Raw genomic sequence first — 259 nt, 5'->3', positions numbered from 1 at the left:
ATCGTTCTTCTGGATTATCAGCCGGGCCGCGGCCAAATCCACCCGCAGGCCTTCCTCGGCGATTACCGCGGCATTGTGAAGAGCGACGGCAATACCGCATGGCGCACGCTGGAAGGGGCTACCCACATTGGATGCATGGCCCACTCCCGGCGGCGCTTTGTCGATGCACTCAAAGCAAGAAAGAAGGGTGGCGGGCCGCCAGAACAGGCGCTGCGGTTCTTCGAACAGCTCTACCGGGTTGAAAGGCAGGCGCGGGACG

General features: G+C 62.5%; 1 protein-coding gene. It reads left to right on the top strand.

All coding sequences use genetic code 11. The annotated features are described in order from the left end of the window. Positions 1 to 259: IS66 family transposase (locus FNJ47_RS47040; protein WP_163163617.1), on the top strand; the 259-nt coding region annotated here is incomplete at both ends.

The organism is Bradyrhizobium uaiense, from assembly GCF_010811875.1.
Taxonomy (GTDB): domain Bacteria; phylum Pseudomonadota; class Alphaproteobacteria; order Rhizobiales; family Xanthobacteraceae; genus Bradyrhizobium; species Bradyrhizobium uaiense.
Note: the sequence above shows the minus strand (reverse complement) of the source record. Positions and strands in the feature narration are given on the sequence as shown.